Source organism: Bacteroides sp. An279, from assembly GCF_002159615.1.
GTDB classification, from domain to species: Bacteria; Bacteroidota; Bacteroidia; order Bacteroidales; family Bacteroidaceae; genus Phocaeicola; species Phocaeicola intestinalis.
Genome location: NZ_NFJA01000040.1, coordinates 1 through 21,352 on the forward strand (window position 1 = coordinate 1; position 21,352 = coordinate 21,352).

Genomic DNA, 21,352 nt, shown 5'->3' on the forward strand with positions numbered 1-21,352 from the left:
AAAAAATGCGCTGATTTCTGAAAGAAAGTCTGTAACTTTGTGCAAGGGCATAGGGCTGAGTAATGTTTTGATTTGCAACTATAAAATTACTCATTTTCTGCGATATGCGTAAATCCCTGTGCCTCTTTTATATCCCAAGAAGAAGGTTATCTATTAACTTGCGAAACTTGAATAAAATTATCCAATGCTTTCTTATAAAACGCTTTCTCCTCTTGGGTTAAAGAGGAAGCTTCCATACTTGCCGCATAAGCGATGTATTTCCTGTTTTCTTTTGAAAAATCAAAATAGCCAAAATAGGGCTTATGAAAACCTTTTGTTATCTGAGGATTCCAAATCTGATCACTTCCCATGATATAGGCATCAAATGAAGACGGTATAGTCTGTTCTTTAGTCAAATTGAGCCTTGTTTTTATGAAAGAATCAAAAGCCTTGTATCTGACCGACCTTCTATACAACGTTAAATATTCCAATATCAGTCTTTTAAAGAACGAATTATAATCCTTATTTCGATTAATATTCCATATTTTATAAGGGTTCAATAAAAAATCTGGTCGATAATCGATTACTTTCACGTTATGCCCCATGGCTTTTAATGTTTCTTGTAGGGCATAGCATTGAAGCACTGCACCATAATTATGGGCACAATGAAACGTTAAAATTCCAATTCTCATATTCAGTAAATGCAATTAAGTAGCAGGCAACCGTATGCGCTCATACGGCTGTCTCCCTAGTAAAAAATAAGTTGCTGTGAATTATTCTGCTATAAACTCGATGGGTTCTAGTACGGGAATGTCTGAAAAATTAAAATCTTTTTTATTACGGGTAATGATACAATCCACTCTTGCTTCTTTGGCTGAAAAATATTGCAATGCGTCTTCAAAGTCTTTGCTTCTCAATTTTAAAGCTGCATCAATGCTGGTTTCTCTAATAGGCACAATCTGAACATTCGAACGCAATTCACAAAGAAGGTCATACCATTCGAAAAGTGATAATCCTTTTTTTGACAGATAGGCTACGTTGGCAAAAGTCAAGTCGGAAATAATCAGTTGATGGATTCCGGCTTGCCCCATTTGAAATATCGGGACTATCGCATACACGTATGGCTCACGGAATTTCACTGAATCTACCACTACATTCGTATCCAAAAACAGTCTCATTTCACATCCCGTATTTTGCCGTCAAATAAGCTTCTTTCTCTTTCTTCCAATCATCATCTTCATCTATGAGAGGAGATGCCCCGAATAAGCGGCGCAAGCTGCCTGTCACATGAAGCTCATCCAACTTGGCTTCTATCTCTTTGCGTTTATCGGATAACTCGACTGTACTTTCAGTTTTTTCCGCATCTTTCTGCTTTATCAGACTTTCGGAAAGCTTATTGATAATTAAAAGTTTTATTTCATCGCTTTGATGCAGCAATTCATCCATCAAGGTGCTGTCGAGCACAGACATCTTCCCCCTATCGGTATGATGGGTGTTATAGGCTACCCATGCTTCATGGGCAACCTTGTTTTTATCTTGATGACTTTTGTATTCGTTCATGATGCTTTTCGCTTAGTATTATATTGCACTTACCTTTTGAACAAAGGTAATGTTTTTATTCACAACATGCAAACGTTTAATGACATTATTACTTGCCAATCAGTTTTTTAACAATCCGTCTCATTTTTCCTTTCATTTTTCCAACCTTATGTCTCCACCCCATATCACCATATTTTTTCATCACGTATTCAAATCCCTTGCATTGGTAATCCTGTTCAAATTTCATTCGCTTCGGATGGATGACAGACGGATGCTGCAAATTAGGCTGCAGGCAGTCCTCCAACTTAGCCGGAATAACCGTCATGCGGTCTTTTACGGCATCAAACAATTTGCGCCCTTTCTCTGTGTTCACTAATATCAGGGATACGCCTTTATCGTCTTTATTAATGTCCGGGTCGGTCTTCTCCCAGCCCCAATAGTCGGCTATCGTTATGTCGCTCGGACGCTTTGTGTTGGCAAAATGACACTTTCCGCATGAATGGCGGAACATAATGTGTTGATAGAACAAATATGTAAAGCTCATTTTACCCCCCCCCCTTAACAAATTTAAACGTTTCATGATGTGCTTTCCAACCATACTCCTGTTTGTCACGGAAGTTCACCCAACAGATTTTGTCTCCTTGTTTCTTTTCAAGGTAAGCGATGTAGTCGCGCCACAAATACGGTCCCGGTACTCCATGACATACAATGTCTGCAAGTATCAAGTTCGCACGCAGCTTCTTTCCGATATAGGAATTCAAGCCTGCTGTTTGACATGGTGTTCCTGAAAACAATACGGTCAGACCGTCTTTCAAGTCTTTCTTCACTTGCCGGAACACATGGTCCAAGTCGCTTTGTACATATTTGCTGCCCTTGAACTCATCACGTTCCTCCTTCGTCGTGGCACGTTTATGTACCACACGGAAATGGTTCGCATAACCAGCTCCATAAACCACACCACCATTCTCCAATACATAATCGGATATGGCGATGAAGGCCGCGCCGCTGCGGCTCGTCTCCACCTCGTGCATGTCCTTATGGCGTGCTGCGTAGGCATCAGGCTTGGGAAGGTTCAGACTTGTGTCGTAGTGGTCATTGAAAGCACAAACCTTCTCGCACAGTCCGCAGTCAACGCATTTGTCCTTATCCACTACCGGATAAAGAAACCCCATAACGTCGGGCTGCATCGTGATGGCATCGTGGGCGCAGATGCTGGCACAGGCTGTACAGCCGCAACACTGTGATTTGTCTGTTATCTGAATCATTTTTTATTCAGTTTATTTTTGATTGTATGCAATTTGCTTAATACGAATTGTCGTTCGGTCTTGTCGCAACCTACGTAATAAATAGTCACTCCCGTACAAATAAGAGCCACAAAACATAACAGGACAAAGTTCAGGAAAGACTCTTCCAGTTTCATGGACAGCAGAAAGGGAAGTATAGCGGCTATGACCGTCACAACAAAAACGTTTATGTACACTTTCTTCATGTATTTCCGGACGGACAGCCCAATCATGCCGCGCAGCATGACAAGACGTGCGGCAAGACAGCATTGTGAAATGGCAATGGCTACCACAATCACCACTTCAGGGAACATCCCCATGCGAAGAAGCAGGTAAGACACAGGCAGGTTCATCATTTGCAGCCCGCCCACCACAAGCTGGTAGTTGCGTATCTTTCCTGTGGCGAGCATGGCGGTTATCAACGGGTTGGATATAGATTCGCTCATGGCAAACACCAAGACCAATTGCATGAACAATACGGCATGGTCGGGAACGATTTTCAGCCAAAGACTCAATATATAATGTGTATTTACCAATACAGGAAGCGACAGCAACAACAGCATATAGAACGAAAGCCGGGCACCCTGATAGATTAAAGTCATCATGTAATCTCTGTCACCAGCGGCGTATGACTTGGTTATCTGTGGATTCAAGGCTGTCATGAAGTTGGACACGAATCCATAAACCGCAGTATTTACCTGAAACGCTATACCGCGTGCCGCATTCACAGCAGGTCCACAGAAAAGATTTATGACAATGTTTCCTCCCTGGTCTCTCAAAACAGCAGATGTGGCTCCGATAAAATTCCATCCGGCAAAACCGAACATCCGTTTCAATAATTCCTTGTTGAAGATGAAGTGATAGGTGCATTCCTCAAAATGCCTTTTGCAATAAGCTCCGTATGTAAAACGAACAATCAAAGCTACCGTACACATCAGGATAGCATAGAATATCAACTTGTCCATAGGTGAAATTACAATCAGGAAAGCAATCGTCAGTTTTCCTATGGCTTCCAAGATGCTGATGTAGGCAAAGGCGGACATCCGTTCATGGGCAATGATACTCGCATTGTATGGAACACTAATCAGGTTTATGGCAAACGTCAATATTGAAAACTGGAATACCCAGTTAGCGGCAACTATTCTTCCATCAGGAATATTCATCTTCACATTCAGGAACCATACACCTATCGCTTCGGTAAGCAGGATAATCAGCACAGCCAAACCTATCTGGATGGTAACGGATGAGGAGAATATCTTTTTCAGATTTTCCTTGTTGCCTGTTCCCAATTCGTAGGTTATAAATCGGGTAATGGCAGCCGACAATGAACCGGACAGCATGGAAAACATTGCCACCACTCCACCGACCACATTGTAAATACCGAAATCTTCCACTCCCAAAGCGTTCAGTACCACACGTGAAGTGTAGAGACTGACTGCCATCATGAAAAGCATGCGGAAGTACAGCAACAGCGTGTTCTTGGCTATGCGCTTGTTGTTTGCAGAAGTGTTTTCCATGAATAAAATAAATAGTTATACTTTGAACCGTGTGTGAATGTGCATTTTATGGAATACACACAGCCGGTGTTACACTGGGTTGCAAATCCGCTTCTTCAATTATGCTGGCTTACATATCCGGCATGTCAAGCAAGCTTTGTTCTCTCCGCAATATAGCTGCATCGTTTGTAAGATTATTAATCTTACAGCTTGAAGATTAATAATCTTTCGGCGTGAAGATTAATAATCTTACAAGCAACGCAGTTATGAGGTCCCGGATCAGCACGCGATAAATTCAAGACACAGTCTCTTAAAACAGGCTTTCAGATTATTCTCTATTTTTTCTTGATTTCTCCGACGGTTTATTGATGCAGCCATACCGTCTGCAAGTACCTGCGCCATATAGCAAGGTGTGTGGTGGTGTTTATCTCCTGGCAGATATCGGTGCATGTCTTTATCAATTCGTTTTTACCTTTCTCGGGGTCGGTGGTCGTTATTGCCATCACATTCAAGGTGTCTGTACCGACTGCAAGCCTTTGTATGGCTTTTACTGCCGAAGACGTATCCGTCAATACCTTATAGAGGGAAGGGGCGTAGTTGCGGAAAGACTCGATGAGCTTTTCTTGCTTTCCGTTGTCCGTATTGTTCCCGTGAGCAGTTCGGATGGTTCCGCTAACCAGCTTTTCGTTGGCTTTTTCTGCCGTCAGGAAGTATTCGCCGAGGAATTCGTCCCAGTTGGCGAAGAATGTATATTCGTCTTTTTCCTTATCCTTCAGGATGCCGATGTGCGCATAATAAGTCGTGGTAATGCTTTCGTTTTTTTTCTTGCTGGGGTAGTAAGCTTCTTCTGTTATTTCTATTTTACGGATGATTTCCGTAAAGTGTGTATGCTGAAGCTTTGTCTCGTCTTGGCTGTCTTCCAATGTTATACCTGCTGTCGGAGTGAGGTACGGACGGAGAACGAGCTTCTGCCAGTTTTGCCTTACATAGCCGGGATTGTCATGCTCGTAGCGCACGAGATTCAGGATGAGTTCTGCCTCATTGCCGTTTATTTGTGCCAGTCGCATGCTTAAGGCTGTGTTGCCTTTTTTATGAAGGTCTTGGCAAAGGGAAACCAATGAGGGTCTGACCGTCAGGTTGTCTATGATTTCGTAGAGTAAGGGGAGTGTCTGTTCGCCATAGCCGCAGGCTTGCAGGATACCGATGAGCAGGTCGATGGCACGTCCTTTTTCGGTACCGATGGACAAACGGTCGCCTTCGGCATTGTGCAGGCGGACTACGTGGAAGTTCCAGATGTTGGGAAGGGAAACGGTGAGGTAACTGTCTTTCTTTAGTCCCCGCATTTGGAACACCAGCCGTTTATCTCTGCGGAAGCGGGCGATATATCCTTCCCGGCCTTTTAGCGGACCGTCTATGACGCGCACAATTTCGTTGGGGTTACCTGTCTTGGGATTGAATGCATAGTCGGTGTATGGTCGTTCAAGGATAATCATCTGTTCTGCGTAGTTTTCGTTGAAATCCCGGAAAGCGCGCATTTGTTCTTCAGGGATAACACGCATGCGTGTCTTTTCTCCTTTCTCTGTTTTGCGCTCGTACTGCACAACGCCCTCCATAGCGTGTTCTTCCATAAAGTCTATCAACGATTTTTGGGTAGCAAGTACAAATACAATTCCCACAAACAAGGGTGCCTGCTTGTCGCCATTGTCACCACGGACTGTGACTGTGGTATGGGTAGGTGCATAGACTTCGAGAATGTTTTTAGACTTCGCCTTATATTGTTCTAAAAGTTTTACAAACTTTTTTTCCTGGCGAGGCCGGGTGCGCACAACGTACCAGCAGTAATCCAAATGATTGAGTTTGTCGATCATTTGTATGCTTCATTTAAATGTATTTCCCATGTTCCCTTCATGACAATTGCATGAAAGTTCTGAAGTACCTTTTTCCAGGTGTAGCGGTAGGATTCTGGACGAAACTCAGCAGCAATGGTCTACCGTTTTTATGTGACAAGAAGAATAAAGCATCATGTGCTTCAAGTATATTGCTTCCATATCACAAGGTTTTAATATTCAGTTTGTTAACTTGATCCAATCTTGCTGCTTCGCTATGGTTTGTATGTATGAAGCGGTGATTTCGTTGCAAAGATAAGAAAAAAATTTAGAAACTGTTTTGAATTTCTACAAAAGTTTTTCTTGGCTTGATGGTTCGCATGATAAATTCGGAACAGGCTTTTATTTTCCCCAAATCTTGTCAATCATTTTCCGGTTGGCTTTCATTACGCCGTAGGTGTTTTGTTTTTTATGTTACTTTTTTGTTAGCCGTTTCTTGGAACTTTCAGATGGTTTTGTTATCTCTGCATTATCAGTTAAACTAACCAAGAAACACGCATACGGGCTTCACTATGCAATGCGGACAAGACAAACTTCTTTTCATGCTTCTGCAATTGCCCCGGAATCTCTTCAAAAATGGCGGCGACTTTCGTTTCTTGATTGTCAGCATATTTGCGGATGGCATTGCGGTAAAGAGCCAATACGTCGTGCTTCACCTCATCCACTTTTTCAAAATCCCGCGTTTCCACATATTTCATACAGATGCAAATTAGAACGTGGAGACCGGGATATTTTCAAAGAATACGTGTCTTTTCGAAAATGGAAAGGAAAGGTCATTCCCGGCATTGAGCGGCGCAGGAGGGTCGAGTTAGCCTTGCTGTTCGAGCCTTGAAACTGGAAAGAAGGAAATAGGCAACCGAATAATGCCCGGCATTACACAGACAAACTATTCAGGACAAAATGCTAAATAACGACCGCTTCTGTATATTTTCATTTGGACTACAAATTTAAAATCAGACATCATGGCAACATTCAAACTAAAATTCCGCCCTTCTACCGCTGAAGGCAAGCCGGGCACTATGTATTTCCAAGTGACTCACCGCAGAAGCACGAGAGCTGTTTATACCGATTACCGTATCATGCCCGAAGAATGGGACGGGCGGACTTCGTTCATACGCATCATTGGCACACCGGAACGGCAGGCGGAACTGCAACTGATTGCCTCCAAGGTACGGTGGGACTGCAAACAAATCACTTCATTGATTACGGAAAAGGAGCAGGCAATGGTGGAATATACGGCGGACGACATCGTATCGGCATTCCGGCTGCTCCCGCCTTGCCCAACGTGGTTCGGCTTTATCCACGGCATGGTGGCGAAAAAGCTCCGCATCGGCAGGCTGGGTACAGCCAAGACCTATCGTGATGCCTTGGCGAGCTTCTCTCGTTTCCGTAACGGCGAGGACATCGCCATAGACGCATTGGACGCGGAACTGATGAACCAATATGAGGCATGGCTGAAAGAACAGGGCGTGAAGCGAAATTCATCATCGTGCTACCTGCGCACCTTGCGCACCCTTTACCGCAAGGCGGTGGAAAAGGGGCTGGCAACCGACAAGGACATCTTCCGCCATGTCTTCACGGGCTTTGCCTCTACCGTGAAACGCGCCCTCCCGTTAGATACCATACGGGCCATCAGAAGGCTCAACTTGCCGGACGGTTCCGACCTTTCCTTTGCCCGTGACCTATTCATGCTCTGCATCTACCTGCAAGGCATCTCGTTCGTAGACATGGCGTATCTGAAGAAGAATGACATCAAGAACGGGCTGCTGCAATACAGCCGCAAGAAGACAGGGCAGAGCATTTCCATCGGATGGGAACCGGTCATGCAGGAGATTGTGGACACCTACGCCCACCTGACTGTCGGTAGTCCTTATCTGCTGCCTATCATCACCAAGCAGGACGGCACGGAACGCCGGCAATATGAGCGGATGGAACATAAGGTGAACCGTCTGCTGAAGAGAATCGGCGACATGGTGGGGCTGCAGGTTCCGCTCACAACGTATGTAGGAAGGCATTGCTGGGCAAGCACGATGCGGGACATGGGAGTCAGCCTGTCCATCGTTAGTAAGGGTTTGGGGCATGAAAGTTTAAAAACCACGCAAATCTACCTTTCGTCCATTGACACGGAGGGTGTTGTGAAAGCCAACCGTCAACTGATTGGCAAGATTTTTCGCAAATAAAACGACTGGAATCTGTTCGACAAAACCTGCCACTGTATATTATGAAGCGGCAAAACACGTTGCAAATGTAATAAAAAGATTTAATACTAAGGAATTTACGGCCTAATTTTTTTCAAGATTAGTGATTAAAATTTTCCAAAAGCTGCATTTGTTCGACTAATTAAGAAAACCAAGGCTTGATATCCGCTGAATATCAGTGTATTATAAAAACCTGCCGTTTCATAATATAAAACTATGGTAAAGCGGCGAACTATAAGATACTTAATTGATTGAAAACTAAAGATTTGTGATATGGGAACAAAAATGTTAAAGCGCATTGCGCTTTGTTCTTCTCGTCACATAACAACGGCAGGCCATTGTTGCTGAGTTTTTACTCCGGAATGCTGCCGCTAAACCTAAAGAATACTGTAAACAACGCCTAAGAACGTCCTAAAAATGTTTGCAAAGCGTGGTGATTCAAATTCGGAGAGGTATCAGTCAGCCATCATGCGATTGTCATGGGGGTAGCGTAAGGAACGCCTTGTTCATTTACAATTCGTCTATTTACAATTTACGATTTGGTGTGTTGTAAATGGGATAAACCACCGTAAATAGTACTTTGCAAATCGTAAATCCATCATGTTGTCCGACAAACTCAACACAGTCGATTACCATTGGTTTCTTGTTTGCACCAAACCCGGACATGAAACGGAACTGTGTGCACTCATCGAGCGCGAAAAGGGCAAGATACGGAATATATTGGAAGTCTATTGTCCTACGCATACCAAGGTCTATGTGCGCCGTGGTGACAACGAGCAGCGACAGCCCTTTTTCGACGGCTATGTGTTTGTGCTTGCCACCCAAGGCGCGTTGGCTGAGTTTCTCCGTGACAACGATTCCGGTGCTTATATTTGGTACAACCGAAAGCGCACGCCGGACGAGAAAGCTGTCGCTTGCATCATACCCGAATCCCAAATTCGTGCTTTCCGCGACTACAACGAGAACTATGCCGACAAGGTGATAGTGTTGGAGCGTTCTTATACGGATTATGCATTCAATGCGAAAACGGACGAGCCGAACGAGATAGTCCGTGTGGTTGATGGCCCACTTGCCGGGTGTGAAGGATACATCTGCCGCTTCCACAAGAAAAAAGGACTGGTGTTCCGTGTTCAGGGCATAATGCCGGGCAGTTGGCTGACCGTCACCTACCCAAATGCTTCCGACCTCCATGTCGTCCGCCTTCACAATGCCGAGGGTGACCGATTGTCCATCGGTACGGAGAAAGGGCGGGCTGTTGACCTGCTTGTCGGCATTCTGCAAGGCTGTGGCTACAGAGAACGCACACAGCCCATGCTGTATGAGCTGATGGAGCATCTTGCCGCCGACCTGTCGTTGGAGGCTCTTTGCAAGTATCTTCAGAAGCAAGGGGAGAAGGCTTTGGCTGACCGTCTTGCCAAACTGACCACCAAAGAAGCCGAACTCTTGATAAACCTTGCCCGCTACGAGCATGACACGCCCGGATATGTGAAGGAAAACTGGCCGCGGATTACCTTCCGCCCGTTCCTTACGCCCACATCCGGAATAGAGATGGAAGAAGACAAGAATGAGGTAGAGTTGCAACATAAGGATTTTACGGAAATCATCCGCAAGGTGGACATCACCGAAGAGGTTTATTACCCCAGCCGACAGGAGGACGGAAAAACCAACACTGCGTATTATGCCCATATCGGCATGAGGGAAGAGATGGGAAACCTCGTTTTCTTCGCCAACTGGGACGATTTTCTCTGCGGATATTTCCTCACGGCAGGAAAAGCCAACGAGAAGTTGGTTTCCGGTAAGGTGCAGAAAGTCCGTAACGAGGTTACCCTTACAGAAACGGAAAAGCTCATCGAGTCTTTCCGTAATTACGCGCCTACTTTATATAAGGTATTGACGGAACCTGATTCAGCCGTAAAAGCAGTATCGAATTTTAAGGTCGGCGAAGAGTTGCTGAACGTATTTGCCATCCAATCGTCAGCGCAAGAAAAAGAGGCGGCAAAGGACCAATTGATAAAAACCTGTGTCCGCATCTGCAAGGAAATCAATACCACCAACCATCTTGCCGTATGGCGCAGGTATCTGCGGACGGTGTGGTTGCACAATTGAAGTTGACAAGGTATCAGTTGACAAGGCAACAAGGTTCTGAATAGTTTCACTAATGGCATCTAAAACCTTGTTAACTAGTCAACTTGTTACCTAAAATAAAATGTTTACATTTGTCCAATTCTCCTCCGAATGGAAACGCCTTCACCATCCGTCCATGAACGTTGATGGCGATGTGGCTTTCTTTTATGAAATCTACGTCAGGCTGCACCGTTTGTTAGAACAAGAAGCGTCGGCATTCGACGAGCAGCTTATTCTTTCCTTGCTGCTCTATACGGAGAACACCGTTTCTATCGGGCTTGACGGCGTTTACGAGTACAGGTACCGCAGCGTGGGCAATGTGGTGTCCAGCTGGTGCGAGAGTTTGGACATGAGCGCGGAAGCCACCTCCCAAGTGGACAGGTTCGTATCTGAGGCTGTGACAAAAGCTCCTTGCAGTGCCCTTCGTGGGTGGATGACGGCATGTGTACTGTCAGGCGATTTCTCCTGTTTGGGCGAAATGCTGACATGGTTTCCACAGGAAGACCAAGTGATGTGGCGCATCTTCCCAGACTTGCGTTTCAGGGAAATGATGTTCCGCAGGCTTACGGGAGACTGGCAGACCGCCCGGCAAATGCTGTGGGCAGACCTTGCCTTCAACTGGCGTGACAAGCGCGGTGATTCCTTGGCGGTTACCATTGCCAAACAGTTCCGTTATGAAACTTCTTTTGTGGAAGCGGAGGAAAAGGCTTTGCTGATGGAAGCGGCAGAAATACTTGATGCTATCCATGCCGAACAGTTGGACACTTATACGGTCATAGAACGAAACAATGAAAATGTGCTTACCTTGCGCCATAGGGACGGTCGTGTGTTCCAGAATGTAATTTTCCCGACACCCGTTCCCAAAGACGTGCCCAGCCATTATCTTGCCGTCCAGCTTGTTACCTATAATAACAAAACATACATAAGCGGTTCTGCCGTATGGCTCAACGAGGAAGCCCTGCCGATATGGAACGGTGAAGCCAATTGGAACGACATCGTGAAGAAAGAACAGGATGCGGCAAAGCTTACTTATTTCACCACCACCTTTGGCAAGCGGATCAGTCTTTATGAAGACCTCTACACCGTGCCTGAAGACCCTGAGGAAGCCTATTACGCCGACATGGGCATCTATTTTGACGAGCCGAACATCTTTGATTTCTTGGGAGGCAGGCCGAATGGCAGGGTAATCTATTTTGGCGGCTGACAGACAAGGTAAAATTGAAATAAAAGTGGATAACAACAGAAAAAAGAACATGCAGACGGCAATCATAACCCTCTCTCCTCCTGGGGATAGTTGGAGAGGGGCTGGAGAGGAACTGGAAGGTTTCGGTTTCATCGCCTACGCCAACTCCCGCGTTGAGAAACTGAGGGATGAGGGACGGTATGACGCCGCCAATAAGTTGAAAATGTATCTCAGGAGGTTCATCGCCTATCTGGGAAAAAACGAAGTGCCTTTCAAGGACTTTGACGCCCTGTTGATACGCAACTACCACACGTGGCTGAAGAATCAGGAGCTGGGGTGCAATACCATTTCCCTCTATATCCGGAATTTGAAGCGGGTGTACCGTCTTGCCGTTGATGACGGCCTTGCTGCCGACAGCAACCCCTTTGAAGGCATGGACGTGAGCTACCGCGTCAAGAAAGACAGGAACGGGTTGACGCTTGATGAGGTGAAACGCCTGCGTGATTTGGACTTGAGCGGCGAGTCACAGCAGGTAGTATTCGCCCGTGACATTTTCCTGTTCACAGTCTATACCAAGGGCATGAGGAGCGATGACATTTTCCGGTTGACAAGAAAGAATATTAAGAACGGACAGCTCACCTACTGCCAACACATCACCGGCAAGGAGATTTCCATTCCGTGGGAGCAGGCTCTGCAGGAGATTGCGGACCGCTACAAACAGGAAGGGACGACACGGCTTTTCCCTGTCATCACGGCAAAATCTCCGCGCGAGCAATGGAGACAATATGACAGCCTTCTGCATCGCATCAATTACAGCCTGAAGAAATTGGGCGAGACGATGGAGCTTGGTTATCCGCTGAACCTTACCGTTGCCCGGCATTCGTGGCAGAACATGGTGAGAGGGATAAGGATAAGCGACATCCTATAGAAAATAGCCTTGCTTCTGAAAGCGGTGCAAAAGGTATTGGCATTTAACTCCCAGCCCGCACTGGCGAGCGATAACTGCCTGTAACTCCCTTTTTTGAGATACCTTATCTCAGGCAGATAGTCGCCGCCCAACAATTCCTGAATGAAAACCGCAACGCCGACCTCTCGCACGTGAAGTGCCTTCTCCGCTGGATAATGCCCAAGGAGTACCACGATGAGATAGACAAGCTCCACGAGCGGGAAGACCCCCAGTTTGTCTGCATCATCAACGGCGGCCAGAACCTCATCGCCCCGAACGCGCAGCAGGCGGAACAGAACATACAGGATAGTACACCCGAAAAATGAATATATACTGCAACTGCTGATGAATATATACTGCAACTGCCGATGCAGTATATATCCTTTAAAAAAGCAGTACGAATGTCTTCATCTTGCCAAAATTTTTCATTCAGACATTTGCTTAATAAAATAGAAACGGCTATATTTGCCTTGTAGAGTTATATTTTTTCACTTATGGCAACAACTGTAACTATTGAACCAAACGACAAAATGGCGGATAAACTGTTTGATATTATTCGTTCACAAAGCCTTGACGTAAAAATCAAGTTGCAACGCCTTTTGTCCAAGGATATCGACAGGCAGAAGAAAGAAGAGATATTGTCCGGCCATGTTGACAAACCGTATTCATTAGACGAGCTTTACGGTATACTGAACCATGACGATGGTTTGTCTTACAAAGAAATGAGGGATGAATACTTAAAAGACAAGTATCAGCTATGAAAGTGTTTTGTGATACTAACATCATTATAGAATATCTCTTCAAACGCAAAGAAGCTGAAACGATAAGGCGAATATTCCATTATTTGAGCAGGATGGATGTAGAGAAAGTCTTGTCATGCGGTTCTTTTTATACGTTGACTTACCTCATAGAAAATTATCTGAAAAAAGATGGACTTGAAAAAGACGAACGTATATCTGAATTAAGGCGTATCTTGAATGGCTTGCTTCTGGAATATCACATTGAAAGCGGAATAAGCTGGAAAGCTGGTATAGACGATATTCATTTTAACGATATTGAGGACAGTTATCAATATCAGGCTGCCTTATCATCCGGTTGCGATGTCCTGTTAACATTGAACATACATGATTTCCAACATGTCTCGCCTACTTTATTAAAAATATACACTCCTGTCGAATTTCTAGCTGAATATGGGGGATAATAATGTAAGCGTCCAAAACTGACGTATTGCCCGTTCAGATAGATGTGCTTGCCTTCGCACTGTAAACATTAAAATTATAATGATATGTACAGCAGTGAAGATTTTGAAAGGCTTTTCATCCGTTACAAGAGTGAGGTCTACCTTCACCGCCCCGCGAAGGTATCTTCATAAAAACAAGGGCAGGATGGCAACTCACAAACTCATAAACTCACAAACTTAAAATGAGCTATATCCGTCAGCGTATGAAAGACAAGCCACGCGCCGACATTGAACAGACTCCGTTGAAAGCTGAAATCGAAACCGTTTTCAACAAGCGGAATATCGATGAGGATTGCGATACCATCGCAAACCTGCTTTCACCCTATCGGAAAAAGGTTCATGAATCGATCAGCCAAGGAAATTATGCCAAGGCCGTAACCATTCTAATCGAAGTACTCGAAAGCCTCACTTACCACTTTGTGGAAGATGAGCATTACAACTATTTCGATGATATGTACAGTCCAGATTACGTCTGCCAAGACATGATGGAAGCAATTATCAATGGCATCAAAAACGTGAATTTTCCAGCAGCAGAGTTGCAACGGTTGAAAGATGGATTGGAGAAATCGAAGCATACGGAGGCATACGAAAATTATGGTGTGCCGTATGCATTGGATGTGTGGGAGAAGTTTCAATGTCAATAATATGCAAGGACATTTCCATATAACGTTACAATGTTATAGCCATGCACAACAAATCGATTAGAGGAACATCGTTCACCCTTCCATCCGTGAAGAAACTTAAGAAGCAATTAGGTGAAATGGATGCTTTCACACAATATATTGAAGTTGCTTTAAGGCATCTTGAACAAGGGTATAATGCAACAGAAATGACCTATAATCAATATGTCAAGGCTACCGCAACTGAACTGGGAATGAATTTGCATAATATAGACATAGAAAACTACAAACAGAAAATCATTCTTCGGCACCTGATTATCCCTCGTGCTTTTCTTGAATCATTTGTAGAAGACTTGCAAGAAGACATAAAAGGCATGGGACATCCCATGTTTGATATTGGGAAAAAAGCTCCGGCAGGCATGCCTAATACGGAGTTGAATAGGCTTATCAATCATATAAATGCGGATTTACATATAACTGTTGATCTGACAGTTTTTCAAAAAGACTTGTTTGATTATTACCGGACATTGCGTAATGCAGTGGCACATGCTTCAATCGATTCCACTAAAATAGAAGATGCATACAATGCTCTTGATATAAATGCCATACATGCTTTTTACCCAACTCTGTCAGCCCCTAATAAGATAGAAAATCTGACATTTGATGATTTCACTCTTTGTACGGCTAATATCAAAAATATAGCCGATATGATTGTATGCTCGCTTGAAAGCGCAATACGTTGGAACTCTCCAGAAGTATTGGGCAATGCTTGCTTTGCAAACGTCAAACAAAAGGCAAAGGTAAAGACGAAAGAAAGGATGTTAGGATACATCAAGCATTGTGCCAAGATGACATGGAACATAGTGCCATCGAATGCAGATTGTGAAATAATATACAGTTCACTCGTATAATGGTCAGTACAGCATCCTCTGGACAGGGATAATGTCATATCCTTATCCAAAAGATGCAGGTCAGAGTTCGAATCTCTGGTGGACTACCAAGTTTGTAATTGATATGGTAAACACTTCAGCCAACAATAAACGCATAGCCAAGAACACGCTCCTGTTGTACTTCCGGATGCTCTTTATGATGGTAGTTAGCCTCTACACTTCACGTGTGGTATTAAATACATTAGGAGTGGAAGATTATGGTATCTATAATGTTGTAGGCGGTGTAGTAACTATGTTTAGTTTTATTAGCGGGGCGATGGCATCGGGCACCCAACGATTCCTAACTTACGAGTTGGGCAAAGGAAATGTTGAACGGCTGTCTAAAGTGTTTTCAACCAGTTTGATAATCCATATATTAATCTCTGTTTTAATTACATTATTGGCAGAAACAATAGGTTTGTGGTTTCTAACCCATAAAATGGCAATTCCGGATAATCGTATGAATGCCGCATTTTGGGTATATCAGTTTTCGATTCTTTCAACAATAGTAATGATAATGAGTGTACCTTATAATGCTAGTATCATTGCGCATGAACGGATGTCAGCATTTGCTTATGTATCTATATTAGAAGTCGTTTTAAAGCTATTGGTAGTGTATGTATTATTGATTGGAGATTTTGATAAGCTCAAGCTATATGCCTTATTGATTTGCATAGTACAATTAAGTATACGATTTATTTATGGTACATATTGCAAACGACATTTTGAGGAGACGCGGTTTAAAAAGGCTTGGGACAAAAAATTATTTCAAGAAATGCTGGGCTTTTCAGGATGGAATTTATGGGGTAATTGTGCAGTGATTGCTTTCACACAAGGGTTAAATATCCTTCTGAATATGTTTTTTGGTCCAGCTATAAATGCGGCACGTGGAATCGCAGTACAAGTGCAAGGGGCTGTAACTCAATTTTCAATAAATTTTCAGACGGCATTAAATCCTCAAATAATCAAATCGTATGCATTAAATGACTTGGTTTATATGCATAGTCTTATATACAAAAGTTCAAAATTCACGTTTTTCTTATTACTGTTTTTATCTCTTCCTATCATATTAGAGACAGATACTGTATTAAAAATATGGCTGCATACAGTACCCGACCAAACAATACATTTTTTGCGGATAATTCTTTGTATAAGCATTGTGGATGCCATGGCAAACCCTTTTGTTACTTCTGTGTCTGCGACAGGTAAAATAAAACTTTATCAAGGAATAATAGGTGGAACTCTATTATGTATTTTACCAGTGTCTTATATCGTTTTAAAATACGGAGGGAAACCTATCTCTGTATTTATTGTGCATTTATGTATTTGTCTTATCGCTTTCATTATCCGTTTATATATCATTCGCCCTCTAATTAATTTAAAAATATCCGATTATATTCAACAAGTCGTTTACAAATGTTTATTAGTAAGCATAATATCTGTTGTTTTACCAGTAATAATCAAATGCAATTTACCTGATAATATATACTCTTTTTTCATAATCAGCAGCAGTTGTATCATAAGTGTATCTATAAGTGTTTTCTATATAGGAATGGACATTTCTGAACGTCGATTTATGAAAGACAGATTATTCAAAGTTTTGAAAATAAGGAAAAATTAAAAACTGACAAGCATAATGAAAATTTTATTTGTAGCGGATAATAGGACTCGTGAAAATTGGGGATGCAGAGCAACCAGCATCGCTCTTAAAGATATAGTGAAACAAAATCATAATATTATCTATACAATATATGGAGATATTACAGGTTTCTATAATCCATTATTGATGCATCAGAAAAATACCCTATTATACAAAGCTTATTCATTTTTATATAACAGATTTTCAATTGTTCGTAGAGTATCGAAGATATTTGATACTGCAAATATAATAAGAGAGACAACAGAAAAAAGTTTTTGTTTATACAGACGAGCCGTCAAGAATATTCCTATTTATCAAGAAATAGATAAAAATATCAGAGAAGCGGATGCTGTAGTAATTAATGGAGAAGGGACTTTCATTTTTTCCACACCACCAAGATATGATACAATCGTATATTTGCTTCTGTTAAAAGTCGCTCAAATGTATGGAAAGAAAACATATTGTTTGAATGCCATGTTTTCTGACTCACCTACATCCGAACAAAATAAAGTTATACTTGATGAAACGAAAAAGATATTGATGAATTGTACGCTGGTAACAGCACGCGACCCATTATCCTATGCATATTGTAAAGAATATATAATCCCATCTGTAGAATATGTTCCGGATGCACTATTTTCTTGGAATAAATTCTCATCGTATATGAACTTAATTTATGATTATCCATTATCTGCATTGCCTTTTCCAGAGATGGAAAACAATTGGATAGATTATAATTCACCTTATATCTGTCTCTCTGGAAGCAGCTTAGCGGCAAAGAATCAAACAGAAGCCAAAAATGCATATAAAGATTTGGCTTTAGCTTTACAAAAAATAGGAAAAGTCATAATCGTATCTACTTGTGGTGGTGATGCTTTTTTAAAAGATGTTGCTATAGAAACAGGAATGCCTTACCTGCCTGCATATTTAAATATTTTTGCTGGATTGTCTTTGCTTTCTAATGCTACTGTTTTTGTATCAGGAAGATGGCATCCTTCCATCCTCGCATCAATAGGAGGAACACCTTGTGTTTTTCTAGGTTCAAATTCCCATAAAACATTGGCTATACAAAATATGTTGGAATATCACAATCCCAAAGAATATGCAGCAACACCTTCACAATCAGAAATTTCTTCAATAGTGGAAGACGTTTCTGTACTTCTATCGCAAGGTGATGCATTACGATGTACAATTAAAAACAAAGTAAAACAATTGGCAGAAAAAGCTGTTGCTGGATACAAGATATGAAAGAAAGAATTGAATGGGTTGATATAATAAAATTTACAGGCATTTTCCTTGTTGTTTTAGGTCATTCCATATCTGCCACAAATAAAGAATTGGAGATATTCCGAAACTTTATTTATTCATTCCATATGCCGCTTTTTATATTTATTAGTGGCTATCTATACAAAAAAAGAGGTATTGCAAATGACATAATCACTTTGTTGTTACCTTATTTTATATACCAATTGACAAATGCCTTTTGGATACTAAAAAGTGGTATCATCCATTTAAACGTTAACTATACAGAATTTATAACTTTGATGAAAGGCGTATTACTGGGAAACGGATATGCAACTGATTCTGCTATCCCCCCCCAGTATTCCATGTTGGTTTATAATTGCATTGTTTTGGATAAAAATCTTTTGGGGGTTGATAGAAAAATACAATGAAAAAGTAAAAGCCTTTATCGTCATCGTCTTGGCTTTGAGTGTTTATCTTATCAGTCATAAATATGATTTTAATTTTTCAATAGATAGTGCTTGTCAATTAATCCCTTTCTTTTGGCTGGGAACTTTACTGAGACAAAAGAATTCTTGGATGAAACTTACAGCTTCCTATTATCTTGTCTGTTGGATATTGTTAACGATTTTCTTTAGTTATATAAATGGAAGGGCTTCTGCTAATATAAATCTATATGGTATGAATGCATTTCTTTACTATATAACAGCGATGTTCGGCATATTAATGTGCTTGACATTTTCAAAATTATCATTCTTGCATTCCAATAAGTTTATTATAACTATATCTTCCGGTACTATTTTAATAGTCGGTTACCATTTAATTTTTCTCGGATATTTCATGAATTATCTGTCTTCCTGGGGAATAATAGGAAAAATCCTTTCTTCTGGTATTGTATGTACCTTATTTTATTATCCCATTATATGGATTGACAGATATTGTCCTTTTATTATGGGAAAATATAAGATAAAGCGAATTAAATAATCACACAATTTATATTCTGATTTTAAAATGAAATCTCCAAAAATCATTGCAGAAATCGGTTGCAATCACAAGGGTGATATGGCAATCGCTAAAGAGATGATCATGACTGCGGCTACTTATTGCAAGGCGGATGTAGTCAAGTTCCAGAAACGTTGCAACAAGGAGTTGTTGACTCCTGAAGAGTATAATGCCCCACATCCTCATCCGGAAAATTCATACGGAAAGACTTACGGAGAACACCGAGAGTTCTTGGAGTTTAACCTCGACCAGCACCGCCAGTTGCAGGAGTGGTGCAACGAGTTCGGCGTGGAGTATTCCACTTCGGTATGGGACATCACTTCCGCCAAGGAAATCTGTACGCTGCATCCCAATCTGATAAAAGTGCCTTCCGCTTGCAACCTGAACAAAGGTCTGCTGGAATACTTGTGCGATAACTTCGGCGGTGAAATCCATTTGTCGTTTGGCATGACTACTCGTGAAGAGGAGGAACAGATTATCCGGTTCTTCGAATCCAAAGGGCGTAACAAGGATTTGGTGATTTATGATTGTACATCAGGTTATCCCGTACCGTTCGAAGACATTTGCCTGCTTGAAATCACCCGTTTGCGTGAACTGTATGCAGACAGAGTGAAAGCCATCGGTTTCTCCGGTCATCACTTGGGCATAGCCGTAGACAGTGCAGCCGTAGCCCTTGGTGCGGAATGGATAGAACGCCACTATACGCTCGACCGCACTTGGAAAGGCACAGACCATGCGGCTTCGCTCGAACCGGACGGTGTACGCAAGTTAGCCCGTGACTGCCGTGCTGTGGCAAAAGCGTTGACTTATAAGAAAGAGGATATTCTCGATATTGAGAAAGTTCAGAGAAACAAATTGAAGAAAAATCAAGTAAAATGGTAATAGCATTCATACCTGTAAGGGGTGGTAGCAAGTCTATCCCCCTTAAAAACATCAAGCCGTTCTGCGGCAAGCCATTGGTTTGTTGGAACATCGAAGCGTTGGAACAATGCAACGAGGTAGATGAAATCATTGTCGCTACCGATTCGGACAAGATAGAAGAAACGGTCGTAGCCCAACATTATAATAAAACGAAGGTGTACCGTCGTTCTGCCGAGAACGCTTGCGATACGGCAAGTACGGAAAGCGTAATGCTGGAATACATCCGTTACGCACAGCTTCCTGCGGATGACATCTTTATGCTGGTCCAAGCTACATCCCCATTGACTGAAACCATCCATTTTACGGAAGCATTGGAACTATATAGCAAAGGTGAATACGATTCCATTCTAACTTGTGTACGCAATTACCGTTTCTTCTGGAATGAGGACGGTACAAGCATGAACTACGATTACAAGAACCGTCCCCGCAGGCAGAACTTCTCAGGTATGCTGATGGAAAACGGTGCTTTCTATATAAATAAGGTAGAGAATATTCTTGAATCAGGCAATCGCCTCAGCGGACATATCGGCATTTACGAAATGCCGGAATATACGGCTACAGAGATAGACGAACCGGACGACTGGATTGTATTGGAGAACCTGATGCGCAGGCACGTCTTGTCTAAACATAAGGCAGCGAAAAAGCCCATTAAGCTTTTCTTATGCGATGTAGACGGAACGTTGACAGACGGAGGCATGTATTATTCCGAGAGCGGAGATGAATTGAAGAAGTTCAACACCCGTGACGGCATGGGCTTCCAGTTGCTTCGTGAAGCCGGAATAAAGACCGGCATTATCACATCAGAAGACACGAAGATAGTGGAAAACCGTGCGAAGAAGCTGAAAGTAGACTTCTTATATCAAGGCAAGCGGAACGGCGGAAAGTTAGCTGTAGCTAAAGAAATATGTAAACAGCTTGACATCACGCTTGACGAAGTGGCTTATATCGGTGATGACGTGAACTGTGTAGAGTTGCTTGAAGCTGTTGGCATAAAGGCTTGTCCAGCTAATGCTTGCAAAGAAGTGAAAACGATTGCTGGCATTCAGGTGATGACGAAGAAAGGTGGAGATGGGTGTGTAAGAGAGTTTATAGAATTGATGATAAATCCTATTTCTAAATAAAATA

22 protein-coding genes and 1 pseudogene are annotated in these 21,352 nt (G+C 42.5%); 15 read left to right on the forward strand and 8 right to left on the reverse strand.

Annotated features, from left to right (window positions below; all coding sequences use genetic code 11):
- Positions 1-146 precede the first annotated feature (146 nt).
- The 8 genes from B5F78_RS08695 to B5F78_RS08725 all read right to left on the reverse strand — a co-directional run bounded on the left by B5F78_RS08695 (position 147) and on the right by B5F78_RS08725 (position 6,881).
- Positions 147-671, reverse strand: coding sequence for a polysaccharide pyruvyl transferase family protein (locus tag B5F78_RS08695; protein ID WP_087406504.1), 525 nt, complete (start codon positions 669-671; stop codon positions 147-149).
- Between the two features lie 81 nt (positions 672-752).
- Positions 753-1,157 carry a type II toxin-antitoxin system VapC family toxin gene (locus tag B5F78_RS08700; protein ID WP_087406505.1) on the reverse strand — a complete coding sequence of 135 codons (405 nt, stop codon included), beginning with the start codon at positions 1,155-1,157 and terminating at the stop codon, positions 753-755.
- 1 nt (position 1,158) lies between these two features.
- The gene (locus B5F78_RS08705) at positions 1,159-1,539 is read right to left on the reverse strand and encodes a hypothetical protein (protein WP_087406506.1); all 381 of its coding nucleotides are present in this window, start codon (positions 1,537-1,539) and stop codon (positions 1,159-1,161) included.
- An 88-nt stretch (positions 1,540-1,627) separates the two neighbouring features.
- Positions 1,628-2,062 (reverse strand): Coenzyme F420 hydrogenase/dehydrogenase, beta subunit C-terminal domain, encoded by a 435-nt coding sequence (locus B5F78_RS17955; RefSeq protein ID WP_255376612.1) that lies wholly within the window; start codon positions 2,060-2,062, stop codon positions 1,628-1,630.
- 1 nt (position 2,063) lies between these two features.
- Entirely contained in the window at positions 2,064-2,783 is a 720-nt protein-coding gene (locus B5F78_RS17960) for a 4Fe-4S dicluster domain-containing protein (RefSeq protein WP_255376613.1), read from the reverse strand.
- Positions 2,780-4,318 carry an MATE family efflux transporter gene (locus B5F78_RS08715; protein WP_087406507.1) on the reverse strand — a complete coding sequence of 513 codons (1,539 nt, stop codon included), beginning with the start codon at positions 4,316-4,318 and terminating at the stop codon, positions 2,780-2,782. The genes B5F78_RS17960 and B5F78_RS08715 overlap by 4 nt, the downstream gene beginning before the upstream one ends.
- Before the next feature lie 341 nt (positions 4,319-4,659).
- The gene (locus tag B5F78_RS08720) at positions 4,660-6,165 is read right to left on the reverse strand and encodes a transcription termination/antitermination NusG family protein (protein WP_087406508.1); all 1,506 of its coding nucleotides are present in this window, start codon (positions 6,163-6,165) and stop codon (positions 4,660-4,662) included.
- A 494-nt stretch (positions 6,166-6,659) separates the two neighbouring features.
- Positions 6,660-6,881: a hypothetical protein gene (locus tag B5F78_RS08725; RefSeq protein ID WP_239473426.1), complete on the reverse strand. Its 222-nt coding sequence runs from the start codon at positions 6,879-6,881 to the stop codon at positions 6,660-6,662.
- Positions 6,882-6,889: 8 nt separating this feature from the next.
- Here B5F78_RS08725 and B5F78_RS17810 point away from each other — a divergent pair.
- From B5F78_RS17810 to B5F78_RS08805, 15 genes and pseudogenes are all read left to right on the forward strand, one after another.
- A pseudogene (locus tag B5F78_RS17810) lies at positions 6,890-7,015 on the forward strand (glycoside hydrolase family protein); the annotation flags it as partial.
- A 130-nt stretch (positions 7,016-7,145) separates the two neighbouring features.
- On the forward strand, positions 7,146-8,363 hold the full coding sequence (locus tag B5F78_RS08735; RefSeq protein WP_087406509.1) for a site-specific integrase: 1,218 nt from the start codon (positions 7,146-7,148) through the stop codon (positions 8,361-8,363).
- Between the two features lie 618 nt (positions 8,364-8,981).
- A complete protein-coding gene (locus B5F78_RS08740; RefSeq protein ID WP_087406510.1) occupies positions 8,982-10,487 on the forward strand; it encodes a transcription termination/antitermination NusG family protein in 1,506 nt (501 codons plus the stop codon).
- 100 nt (positions 10,488-10,587) lie between these two features.
- Positions 10,588-11,709, forward strand: coding sequence for a hypothetical protein (locus tag B5F78_RS08745; RefSeq protein WP_087406511.1), 1,122 nt, complete (start codon positions 10,588-10,590; stop codon positions 11,707-11,709).
- A gap of 25 nt (positions 11,710-11,734) precedes the next feature.
- A complete protein-coding gene (locus B5F78_RS08750; RefSeq protein WP_241148260.1) occupies positions 11,735-12,616 on the forward strand; it encodes a tyrosine-type recombinase/integrase in 882 nt (293 codons plus the stop codon).
- 194 nt (positions 12,617-12,810) lie between these two features.
- The gene (locus B5F78_RS17815) at positions 12,811-12,960 is read left to right on the forward strand and encodes a hypothetical protein (RefSeq protein WP_225226452.1); all 150 of its coding nucleotides are present in this window, start codon (positions 12,811-12,813) and stop codon (positions 12,958-12,960) included.
- A 168-nt stretch (positions 12,961-13,128) separates the two neighbouring features.
- Entirely contained in the window at positions 13,129-13,395 is a 267-nt protein-coding gene (locus tag B5F78_RS08760; RefSeq protein ID WP_140400090.1) for a hypothetical protein, read from the forward strand.
- Positions 13,392-13,835: a type II toxin-antitoxin system VapC family toxin gene (locus B5F78_RS08765; RefSeq protein WP_022039419.1), complete on the forward strand. Its 444-nt coding sequence runs from the start codon at positions 13,392-13,394 to the stop codon at positions 13,833-13,835. Before B5F78_RS08760 ends, B5F78_RS08765 begins: the two co-directional genes overlap by 4 nt.
- A gap of 221 nt (positions 13,836-14,056) precedes the next feature.
- Positions 14,057-14,518 carry a hypothetical protein gene (locus B5F78_RS08770; protein ID WP_087406514.1) on the forward strand — a complete coding sequence of 154 codons (462 nt, stop codon included), beginning with the start codon at positions 14,057-14,059 and terminating at the stop codon, positions 14,516-14,518.
- Positions 14,519-14,604: 86 nt separating this feature from the next.
- Complete coding sequence (locus B5F78_RS08775; RefSeq protein ID WP_140400092.1) at positions 14,605-15,405, forward strand: hypothetical protein; 801 nt, start codon at positions 14,605-14,607, stop codon at positions 15,403-15,405.
- Between the two features lie 103 nt (positions 15,406-15,508).
- Positions 15,509-17,044, forward strand: a complete 1,536-nt coding sequence (locus B5F78_RS08780) for an MATE family efflux transporter (protein ID WP_087406533.1) — start codon at positions 15,509-15,511, stop codon at positions 17,042-17,044.
- 15 nt (positions 17,045-17,059) lie between these two features.
- Complete coding sequence (locus tag B5F78_RS08785; protein ID WP_087406516.1) at positions 17,060-18,310, forward strand: polysaccharide pyruvyl transferase family protein; 1,251 nt, start codon at positions 17,060-17,062, stop codon at positions 18,308-18,310.
- Complete coding sequence (locus tag B5F78_RS08790) at positions 18,307-18,735, forward strand: acyltransferase family protein (protein WP_087406517.1); 429 nt, start codon at positions 18,307-18,309, stop codon at positions 18,733-18,735. The genes B5F78_RS08785 and B5F78_RS08790 overlap by 4 nt, the downstream gene beginning before the upstream one ends.
- Positions 18,736-19,315: 580 nt before the next feature.
- A complete protein-coding gene (locus tag B5F78_RS08800) occupies positions 19,316-20,188 on the forward strand; it encodes an N-acetylneuraminate synthase family protein (RefSeq protein WP_087406519.1) in 873 nt (290 codons plus the stop codon).
- Positions 20,182-21,348: an acylneuraminate cytidylyltransferase gene (locus B5F78_RS08805; protein ID WP_087406520.1), complete on the forward strand. Its 1,167-nt coding sequence runs from the start codon at positions 20,182-20,184 to the stop codon at positions 21,346-21,348. The genes B5F78_RS08800 and B5F78_RS08805 overlap by 7 nt, the downstream gene beginning before the upstream one ends.
- Positions 21,349-21,352: the final 4 nt, after the last annotated feature.

Coding starts and splice junctions, on each gene's coding strand:
- B5F78_RS08695 (WP_087406504.1), bottom strand. CDS start 671: ATGAGAATTGGAATTTTAACGTTTCATTGTGCCCATAATTATGGTGCA.
- B5F78_RS08700 (WP_087406505.1), bottom strand. CDS start 1,157: ATGAGACTGTTTTTGGATACGAATGTAGTGGTAGATTCAGTGAAATTC.
- B5F78_RS08705 (WP_087406506.1), bottom strand. CDS start 1,539: ATGAACGAATACAAAAGTCATCAAGATAAAAACAAGGTTGCCCATGAA.
- B5F78_RS17955 (WP_255376612.1), bottom strand. CDS start 2,062: ATGAGCTTTACATATTTGTTCTATCAACACATTATGTTCCGCCATTCA.
- B5F78_RS17960 (WP_255376613.1), bottom strand. CDS start 2,783: ATGATTCAGATAACAGACAAATCACAGTGTTGCGGCTGTACAGCCTGT.
- B5F78_RS08715 (WP_087406507.1), bottom strand. CDS start 4,318: ATGGAAAACACTTCTGCAAACAACAAGCGCATAGCCAAGAACACGCTG.
- B5F78_RS08720 (WP_087406508.1), bottom strand. CDS start 6,165: ATGATCGACAAACTCAATCATTTGGATTACTGCTGGTACGTTGTGCGC.
- B5F78_RS08725 (WP_239473426.1), bottom strand. CDS start 6,881: ATGAAATATGTGGAAACGCGGGATTTTGAAAAAGTGGATGAGGTGAAG.
- B5F78_RS08735 (WP_087406509.1), top strand. CDS start 7,146: ATGGCAACATTCAAACTAAAATTCCGCCCTTCTACCGCTGAAGGCAAG.
- B5F78_RS08740 (WP_087406510.1), top strand. CDS start 8,982: ATGTTGTCCGACAAACTCAACACAGTCGATTACCATTGGTTTCTTGTT.
- B5F78_RS08745 (WP_087406511.1), top strand. CDS start 10,588: ATGTTTACATTTGTCCAATTCTCCTCCGAATGGAAACGCCTTCACCAT.
- B5F78_RS17815 (WP_225226452.1), top strand. CDS start 12,811: ATGCCCAAGGAGTACCACGATGAGATAGACAAGCTCCACGAGCGGGAA.
- B5F78_RS08760 (WP_140400090.1), top strand. CDS start 13,129: ATGGCAACAACTGTAACTATTGAACCAAACGACAAAATGGCGGATAAA.
- B5F78_RS08765 (WP_022039419.1), top strand. CDS start 13,392: ATGAAAGTGTTTTGTGATACTAACATCATTATAGAATATCTCTTCAAA.
- B5F78_RS08770 (WP_087406514.1), top strand. CDS start 14,057: ATGAGCTATATCCGTCAGCGTATGAAAGACAAGCCACGCGCCGACATT.
- B5F78_RS08780 (WP_087406533.1), top strand. CDS start 15,509: ATGGTAAACACTTCAGCCAACAATAAACGCATAGCCAAGAACACGCTC.
- B5F78_RS08785 (WP_087406516.1), top strand. CDS start 17,060: ATGAAAATTTTATTTGTAGCGGATAATAGGACTCGTGAAAATTGGGGA.
- B5F78_RS08790 (WP_087406517.1), top strand. CDS start 18,307: ATGAAAGAAAGAATTGAATGGGTTGATATAATAAAATTTACAGGCATT.
- B5F78_RS08800 (WP_087406519.1), top strand. CDS start 19,316: ATGAAATCTCCAAAAATCATTGCAGAAATCGGTTGCAATCACAAGGGT.
- B5F78_RS08805 (WP_087406520.1), top strand. CDS start 20,182: ATGGTAATAGCATTCATACCTGTAAGGGGTGGTAGCAAGTCTATCCCC.